This is a genomic window from Mesorhizobium sp. M2A.F.Ca.ET.039.01.1.1, assembly GCF_003998035.1.
Taxonomy (GTDB): domain Bacteria; phylum Pseudomonadota; class Alphaproteobacteria; order Rhizobiales; family Rhizobiaceae; genus Mesorhizobium.
On record NZ_RZRY01000254.1, the window covers coordinates 1 to 8,365 of the forward strand.

General features: G+C 65.6%; 9 protein-coding genes. All 9 read left to right on the forward strand.

Annotated elements, in window-relative coordinates; all coding sequences use genetic code 11:
• Positions 1-281: 281 nt before the first annotated feature.
• Positions 282-1,109 carry an AraC family transcriptional regulator gene (locus EOA24_RS19395; protein ID WP_126081910.1) on the forward strand — a complete coding sequence of 276 codons (828 nt, stop codon included), beginning with the start codon at positions 282-284 and terminating at the stop codon, positions 1,107-1,109.
• Positions 1,110-1,214: 105 nt separating this feature from the next.
• Positions 1,215-1,658: an SRPBCC family protein gene (locus EOA24_RS19400; RefSeq protein ID WP_126081909.1), complete on the forward strand. Its 444-nt coding sequence runs from the start codon at positions 1,215-1,217 to the stop codon at positions 1,656-1,658.
• Between the two features lie 15 nt (positions 1,659-1,673).
• Positions 1,674-2,468 carry an FAD binding domain-containing protein gene (locus EOA24_RS19405; protein WP_126081908.1) on the forward strand — a complete coding sequence of 265 codons (795 nt, stop codon included), beginning with the start codon at positions 1,674-1,676 and terminating at the stop codon, positions 2,466-2,468.
• Positions 2,469-2,524: 56 nt separating this feature from the next.
• Positions 2,525-3,007 (forward strand): (2Fe-2S)-binding protein, encoded by a 483-nt coding sequence (locus EOA24_RS19410; protein WP_126081907.1) that lies wholly within the window; start codon positions 2,525-2,527, stop codon positions 3,005-3,007.
• A gap of 11 nt (positions 3,008-3,018) precedes the next feature.
• A complete protein-coding gene (locus tag EOA24_RS43905; protein WP_126081906.1) occupies positions 3,019-4,386 on the forward strand; it encodes a xanthine dehydrogenase family protein molybdopterin-binding subunit in 1,368 nt (455 codons plus the stop codon).
• A gap of 1 nt (position 4,387) precedes the next feature.
• Complete coding sequence (locus EOA24_RS43910; protein WP_126081905.1) at positions 4,388-5,392, forward strand: molybdopterin cofactor-binding domain-containing protein; 1,005 nt, start codon at positions 4,388-4,390, stop codon at positions 5,390-5,392.
• Positions 5,393-5,399: 7 nt separating this feature from the next.
• Positions 5,400-6,281, forward strand: a complete 882-nt coding sequence (locus EOA24_RS19425) for a MoxR family ATPase (RefSeq protein WP_126081904.1) — start codon at positions 5,400-5,402, stop codon at positions 6,279-6,281.
• A 220-nt stretch (positions 6,282-6,501) separates the two neighbouring features.
• Positions 6,502-7,638 (forward strand): VWA domain-containing protein, encoded by a 1,137-nt coding sequence (locus EOA24_RS19435; protein WP_126081902.1) that lies wholly within the window; start codon positions 6,502-6,504, stop codon positions 7,636-7,638.
• Positions 7,638-8,365: amidohydrolase family protein (locus EOA24_RS19440; protein ID WP_189354023.1), on the forward strand; the 728-nt coding region annotated here is incomplete at its 3' end. The genes EOA24_RS19435 and EOA24_RS19440, both read left to right, overlap by 1 nt.

Here is an 8,365-nt window from a genome sequence, read left to right on the forward strand (position 1 = left end):
CACCAGCCCATCCGCAAGGCTCAGTTGTCCAAGCACGCGATCGACCATCCGAATCATCTCCCCTTCATGCCGGACATACGGAATCACCAACTCAGTTCCGTGCAAAGCCCTCCCTGAGGGAGAAGGGGTCGCCACCCCTATCGCTCAGTCTGAAAATCCGTCCGCTTGCCGCCCCCCAAAGCGTCCGTCATCTTTGCCCGCCTTGACGCCACCGCAAACTCAGCCGCACTATCCTTGGGCAGGCGAAGGGAGGCCAGTCGCCTGCGGGAGGAACGATACCCATGACGGACGCGATCAGGCTCTATTGGGGCCGGTTCGGGCATGTTTCCGTGCTGAATGTCGCCAACGACTTCGTCACCCATGCCCATGGCGAGGCACATCTCATCATCTGGCTGGAAGGCACGGCAGGCGAAATGACCATCGGCCGGGAAACGGTGCGGCTTGGGCCGTTCACGGCAGCGGGCATCAACTCATTCCAGCCGCACAGCCACGCGCTGTCGCATGACGGCAGGCCCGGCCTGTTCCTGGCCTTCTACATCGACCCGGATTGGGCGCGCCGGCGCCGCGACCTGCCCTCCTCGGCGCCGCTGTTCACGCAGGCCGCGATCACGCTGGAGCCCTGGCTGCACCAGGCGGCGGCCAACCTGCTCGATCATCTCACCGACAATGAGAGCATCGACGACGTCGCCAATTACGAGATCGAGCGTTTCATCGACTCAGTGCTCGACGCAGCGGACGCTTCGTCGCCGCAGATAGCCCGTGCGCGCATCAACACGATGCTCGACTTCCGTGTCCGCAAGGCGATCCAGCTGATGAAGGCCAATGTCTGCGAGCGCATCTCCTTCGACGATGTCGCCCGTTCGGTCGGGCTCTCCCGACCGCATTTCTTTGCGCTCTTCAAGGAACAGACCAGCCTGACCCCGAACGTCTACTGGAACACGCTGCGCATGGAGGAAGCCGTGCGCCAGCTGCAGTGGTCGCAGGAACCGCTAATCTCCGTCGCCTGCAATCTCGGCTTCACCACCCAGGGCAATTTCTCACGCTTCTTCCGCGACCATGTCGGCGTGCCGCCGACGCTCTATCGTGAAGCCGCTCGGGCGACGTCCTGAGGCGCCTGTTTTTCCGACTGGTTGATACGCCTTCAAGACGCATTGATAAGCGCAAGCTGACCGACAGCCTTAGCCTTCTCCCGATCTTTGCAAGGGAACGAGTCTATGGCGAAAGTCACCATTTCCAGCGTCATCGACGCGCCGGTCGAGCAGGTCTGGGCGCGCATCCGCGACTTCAACGGTTTGCCCGGTTGGCATCCTCGCATGGTGGAAAGCCTCATCGAGGACGGCAAGGACGCAACTACGATCGGCTGCGTGCGCAATTTCAAACTGGTCAGCGGCGCGACCCTGCGTGAAAAGCTGCTCGACTTCTCGGACGAGAATTTCCTGGTCAGCTATTCCATCCTCGAAACGCCGCAGCCGCTCACCAATCACAAGGCGACGCTGCAATTGCGCCGCGTCACCGACGGCAACCGCACCTATGCGGAATGGACGGCGAGCTTCGACGCAGCGCCGGAGGAGGCCGACAAGTTGGCCGAGGGCATGGGCGCCAACGTCTTCCAGGGCGGCTTCAACGCCCTGAAGGCCCATTTCGCCGTCAACAGTTGAACCGGGGAGCGCGCCATGTCGCTTGCGCTGCAGACTTTTTCGACCGTGAAGGACGCCAATGCCGCACTGCAAGCCGCCGGCACGCGCTATCTCGGCGGCGGTACGCTTGTCGTCCGCGCGGCCAATGAAGGCGATGTGTCCACATCCAGCCTGGTCCGCGTCACCGATCCTGGCCTCTCGCAAATCGCTGTTGCGGGCGGCAACGTAGGGCTCGGCGCCTCCGTCACCATGGCCGCCATTGCCAGCCATCCCGAGCTTGCCGCACTCGCGCCGGCCGCGTGCGCCGTCGGCGGGCCGGCGATCCGCAACATGGCGACCGTCGGCGGCAATCTGTTCGCCCCTGCCCCTTACGGCGATTTCGCCGTGGCACTGCTGGCGCTGGGCGCGACCGTCGTCAACGAAGACGGCGAGACGCCGATCGAGACCTTCCTGGCCAATCGCGACACCAGTCGCGCCATCGTCACCACTGTCGGCTTTGCATTGCCCGGGGCGGAGAGCTTCCGCTTCCTGAAAGTGTCGCGCGTCAAACCCAAGGGTGTGTCGGTGCTGAGCATCGCCGCGCTTCTGGAACTTGCGGCCGACGGCACGGTGGTCTCGGCGCGGATCGCGCTGGGCTGCATGGCCGATCGCCCGATCCGCGCCACGGCGGCGGAGAAGGCGCTGCTCGGCTGCAAGCTCACGCCGCGGGAAATCGCGCCGGCGCTTGCCGCCGCGGGCGAAGGCATTGCGCCGATCACCGACCCGATCGCCAGTGCCTGGTATCGCACCGAGGTCCTGCCGGTTCATCTCGGCCGGCTGTTGTCGAATTAATCCGTGGGGGATTCGCGTCTGTTCGGTTCATCCGGGCAGGCGCGCAGGGAGGAAAAATGGCGAAGGTCCCGGTTCAATTCACGCTCAATGGCTCCGAAAAGGCTGAATTCATCGAGAGCGGCACGACGCTGCTCCACGCGCTCAGGGACAAGATCGGCGACACCTCGCCCAAGGGCGGCTGTCATCAGGGCACCTGCGGCGCCTGCTCCGTCATCATTGACGGTGAACTGAGGCTATCCTGCCTGACGCTGGCCGAGACCTGCAACGGCGCCGACATCAAGACGACGGCCGGCCTTGCCGAGGGTGGCGTGCTGCATCCGCTGCAGCGCGCCTTCCTCGATGCCTTCGCCACGCAATGCGGTTTCTGCACGCCGGGCATGATCATGGCGGCAAAAGTGCTTCTCGACCGCACGCCGAACCCCAGCCGCGACGACGTGGTCGAGGCGCTGTCCGGCAACATCTGCCGCTGCACCGGCTACGAGCCGATCATCCAGGCGGTGCTGGTTGCCGCGCGCGCCAACTCGCAGAACGCCGCCTGAGGGAACGAGCCATGGAACTGCGCAAGGACTATTTCGCCGATGTCCGCAAGGACGGTCTCAACGAGATCGGCCAGCCGCGGCCGCGGCTCGATTCGCCGGGACACGTCACCGGCAAGACCGCCTATTTCGCCGACCGGAACTTCCCGGGCATGCTGCATCTGAAGATGGTGCGCAGCCCGCATCACCATGCCCGTGTCCGCTCGATCGATACGTCGGAAGCGGAGAAGCATCCGGGCGTCGTGCGCGTGCTGACCGCCAAGGACGTGCCGCACAATGTCTACACCATCCTGATCCTGATCCAGGTGGGTCCCGAGGACGAGACAGTGCTTGCCGACGGCAAGGTGCGCTGGAAGGGCGAGGCCGTGGTGGCAGTGCTGGCCGAGACCGAGCGCGCGGCGCAGGAAGCCGCCGCCAAGGTCAAGGTCGATTACGAGGTGCTCCCGGCGGTCTTCGACATGGAGGAGGCGCTGAAGCCCGGCGCCCCCTTGGTCAACGAGTATCACGGCCAGAACTATTATCTCTATGACAGCGGCGAATGCCGCAAGGTGCGCTTCGGCGATGTCGAAGCGGGCTTTGCCCAGGCCGACCACATCCTCGAACAGTCCTATCAGTCCTCGCCGATCGAGCACGCGCCGACCGAGACGACGGGCTGCGTTGTGGCGCCCGAAGGCAATGACCGGTTCACCTGCTACACCAACACGCAGGCGATGTTCTTCACCCTCGATAACGCCTCGATCATCCTGCAGATGCCGGGCTCGAAGCTGCATTTCGTCGGCGGCACGGTCGGCGGCGGTTTCGGCGGCAAGGTCGACGTCATCGTCGAGCCGATCGCCATTCTCGGCGCCAAGCTCACCGGACGCCCGGTTTCCTTCGTCTACAGCCGCGAGGAGGAGATGCAGATCTCCTCGCCGCGCGCGGCCGAGAAGATCGTCATCAAGGACGGCGTGATGAAGGACGGCCGCATCGTCGCGCGCAAGGTGACCGGCTACACCGACGCCGGCGCCTATTCGCGCCACTCGCCCTACGGCGCGCAGAAGGGCGCCGCGCACTATCCCGGGCCCTACACGATCCCGAATGTCTGGATCGACACCTATTGCGTCTACACCAACCGCACCCCCTCCTCCGCCATGCGCGGCTTCGGCGTCACCATCAGCGACTTCGCACTGGAAGTGCAGATGGACAAGCTGGCGCGGCTGATCGGCATGGACCCGCTCGAATTCCGCTTCATCAACGCCTATCGCGACGGCGACATGAAGGCGCATCGCCAGCCGACCGAGGGTGCGGCGCTGATCGAATGCATGCAGGAAGCCTCGCGCGCCGCCAACTGGCCGGTGGCGGAAAAATACATGGCGATGTCCTCCTACAGGAAGGGAGCCTGAGATGGCGATTCGGCGTGGACGCGGCGTCGCCGCGATCAACTATCCGACCGGCATGAACCTCGGCGGCGACCCGACCCAGGCGCTGGTGCATTCGACGCCTACGGGCAATTTCATGGTCACGCTTTCCAGCGTCGATCTGGGACAGGGCATGAAGCAGATCATGGCGCAGATCTGCGCCGAGACGATCGGCGTGCCGACCGACCGCGTCGTCGTCGACACCGCCGACACCGACACCGGCCCGCACTGCATGGGCACCTTCGCCTCGCGCGGCACGCACCGTGCCGGCAATGCCGTCATCCAGGCAGCCAAGGAAGCCCGCCAGGTGATGCTGGAAGTCGCGGCCGAAGAACTCGAGGTGAACGCCTCCGACCTCGATACCGACGGCCAGGGCAACATCCAGGTGAAGGGTGCGCCGCAGAAATCGATCTCGATCTTCGATGTCGCGCTGTCGGCGCATTTCAAGCGCGGCCGCTCGATCTCGGGCCGCGGCATGTTCCTGATCCCGCGCTCCTATCCGGAGAAGGAGACCGGCGCGATGAAGCCGTCGACCTGCTATGCCCATGCCTGCACCGTGGCCGAGGTCGAGGTCGACGACGAGACCGGCGAAGTGACGGTCCTCACCGTGAAAAATGTCTTCGAGATCGGCCGCGCGCTCAACCCGAAGATGGTCGAGCAGCAGCTGGTCGGCGGCTCCTGGATGGGCATCAGCCATGCGCTCTACGAGACGACCGAGCCTTATTATCCGAACCGCGACCATGGCGGCACCGACTTCAACCAGTATCTGATGCCGGGGCCGGGCGACCTCGCCGAGACAGAGATTATCGTGCTGGAGCGACCTTCCGCCGACGGACCGTTCGGCGCCAAGGGTCCAGGCGAGATGTGCGCCAACCCGCAGATCCCGGCCGTCGCCAACGCCGTCTTCGACGCTGTCGGCGTGCGCATCGACACGCTGCCGATCACGCCCGAACGCATCCTGCGCGCGCTGAAGGCGCGGGCCGCGAGCTGAGGGGACAATGCCCAGCGCCGACGTCGTTGAGATCGCGGCTTCGCCGGAGGCGATCGCCGCGCGCCTTGCCGCCTCGCGCTATCTGGCCGACGACAGCCTCGCCACCGCTATCTTCCTGGCGATCCGGCTCAGCAAGCCGCTGCTGCTCGAAGGCGCGCCGGGCGTCGGCAAGACCGAGGCCGCGAAGGCGGTCGCCGAATTGCTCGGCCGCGAACTGGTGCGGCTGCAATGCTACGAAGGCATCGACGCCGGGCATGCGCTTTACGAATGGAACTACCAGCGCCAGCTGCTCGCCATCCGCCATGCCGGCGAGCACGAGATCGACATCTATGACGACCGTTTCCTGATCGCCCGGCCGCTGCTGCAGGTGCTGCGCGCGCCGGTCGAGCGTGTATTGCTTGTCGACGAGATCGACCGCTCGGACCACGAGTTCGAAGCACTGCTTCTGGAATTCCTCTCCGACTTTCAGATCAGCATCCCCGAGCGCGGCACCATCCGCGCAGCGACGCAGCCGATCGTCATCCTGACTTCGAACCGCACCCGCGAGCTGGCCGAGGCGCTGCGCAGGCGCTGCGTCTACCACTGGATCGGCTATCCCGACGCCCGGCGCGAGGCCGAGATTATCATGCTGCGCTCGGGCGACGTTGCCGAGGCGACGGCGCGCGCAGTGTCGAATGCCGTGCAGGAGATCCGCGCGCGGCCTCTCGCAAAGCCGCCGGGCATCGCTGAAGCGGTGGAATGGGCGAATGCCGCGACCATCCTCGAAAAGGGCGGCAGCCCGTGGCCGGAGGCCTTTCGGCGGGCCATCGGCGTGCTGATCAAGGATGAGGAGGATTTGTCGGCGATCACGCCGGAACTGGGGAGGATTGTCGAGGAGGCGCTGGCGTGATGGGCGACCGCAGCGCGCTAGGCTCATCTTCCCGGGCTAGTGAGCTACGCTGGCGGGACCGCGCCCCCCTCTGTCCTGCCGGACATCTCCCCCACTTAGGGGGAGATCAGATGTCGCGTCGGCTTTCGCCAATCGCCGACGTCGCAGGATCGAGCGGCGCGCCCAAGCTGCCAATCTCCCCCCTTGTGGGGGAGATGCCCGGAGAGGGGGGCGCGAAGGAATGAGGCGCCCGCAAAATCTGCGCCCTGCCGCCGCGCCTTTCCTCGGCTTCGCCCGTTTGCTCCGTGATCACGCCTTCGCCATCGCCCCGGAACAGATCTCCAGCTTTATGCAGGCGGTAACCCTGCTCGGCCCCCGCTCGATGAACGACATCCGCGAGGCGGCTCTTTCGACACTCGCGCCCTCGCCCGATCGCCGCGGCGAATTCGAGGCGCATTTCCGCGCCTATTTCTACGGCGACGCCAAGCCTTCGATCGAAGCCGAGGAGGACGACGAGACCCGCGTCAAGGACGATCGCGGCGCGCGCGAGGAAGAGAACCAGGTCGCTCGCCAGGAAAAAGGCGGCGAGCTCTCCTCAGAGCTGGAACAACTGAGCAGCCGCGATTTCCAGCACGACGACGATGGCCTGGGCCAGTTCCGCCGCAAGCTCGTATCCGCCCTGCCCGCCCGCCGCTCCTTCCGCACGATCCGCACCCGCTCGCGCGGCACGCTCGACCTCAGGCGTTCGCTCAAGGAAATCGTCAGCGCCGATGGCGACATACCCTCGCCGCTGCTGCGCCGCCGGCGGGCCGTGCCGCGCAAACTGCTCCTGCTCATCGATGTCTCCGGCTCGATGAAGCTGCACACGGCCGATTACCTCAAGCTCGCGCACGCCGCCGTGCAGGGCGCGGACCGCGCCGAAGTCTTCACCATTGGCACTCGGCTCACCCGTATCACCTCGGCGCTGCGCATCCGCGACCGCGGGCAGGCGCTCGCCCGCGCCGCGGCGCTTGTCGACGATTGGGACGGCGGCACTCGCATGGGCCCGACGCTGCTCGCTTTCCTGTCGGTGCCGCGCTTTTCCGCCTTCGCGCGCGGCGCCTGCGTCGTCGTGCTGTCCGATGGGCTGGAACGCGGCAGCCATGCCGAACTGGAGATCGCCATGCGCCGCCTCGGCGCCCGCGCCTTCCGGCTTTCGCTGGCGACGCCGCTCGCCGGCGACGCGCGTTTTCGCCCGGCGACATCGGCGCTGCGGGCAATCCTGCCGGTGCTTGACGATCTGGTCGACGGCTCGTCGATCGGGAGTCTGACCGATTTCATCCTGTCGCTCGCCCGCCCCGCCCCGGCGGCCGATTCCATCTGGAAGAGGGTATCGTGATGCAGAAAGCCGTCGACGCGCATTTCCACATCTGGCGCCAAAAGGATCAGCCCTGGCTGGTCGGGCCGATGGTGCCGCGCATCTTCGGCCCCTACGAGCCGATCCGCCGCGATTACGCGATCACGGAGTTCCTCGAGGACCAGAAAGGCTCGGGCGTCGAGAAGGCCGTCTATGTCCAGACCAACTGGGCCAAGGAGGATTTCGAGAAGGAAGTCGCCTTCCTGCAGAAGACGGCGCAAGAAACCGGTTGGCCACACGCCATCGTCGGCTATGCCGATATGACGGTCGATGACGTGCGCCCGCAGATCGACCGATTGATGAAATACAAGCTGCTGCGCGGCGTGCGCATGCAGCTGCACTGGCACGAGACTCCCGCCTTCCGCTTTGCCGCCTCGGCCGATCAGGTGATCGACCCGAAAGTGCGGAAGAACGTGGCGCGGCTGAAGGATTACGGCCTCTCCTTCGACCTGCAGCTTTTTCCCGCGCAGATGAAGGATGGCCTGGCATTGGTCGGCGAGAACCCTGAGACGAATTTCATCCTCACCCATGCCGGCATGCTCACCAGCATGGAGCCGGAAACCACCGAAGCGTGGAAGGCCGGCCTGCGCACGCTTTCGGCGGCGCCCAATTTCTACGCCAAGCTGTCGGGGCTCGGCACCTTCGTCCACCGCAACGACCCGGAGCTCATCGCCTACATCGTCGACAATGCGATCGACATCCTCGGCAG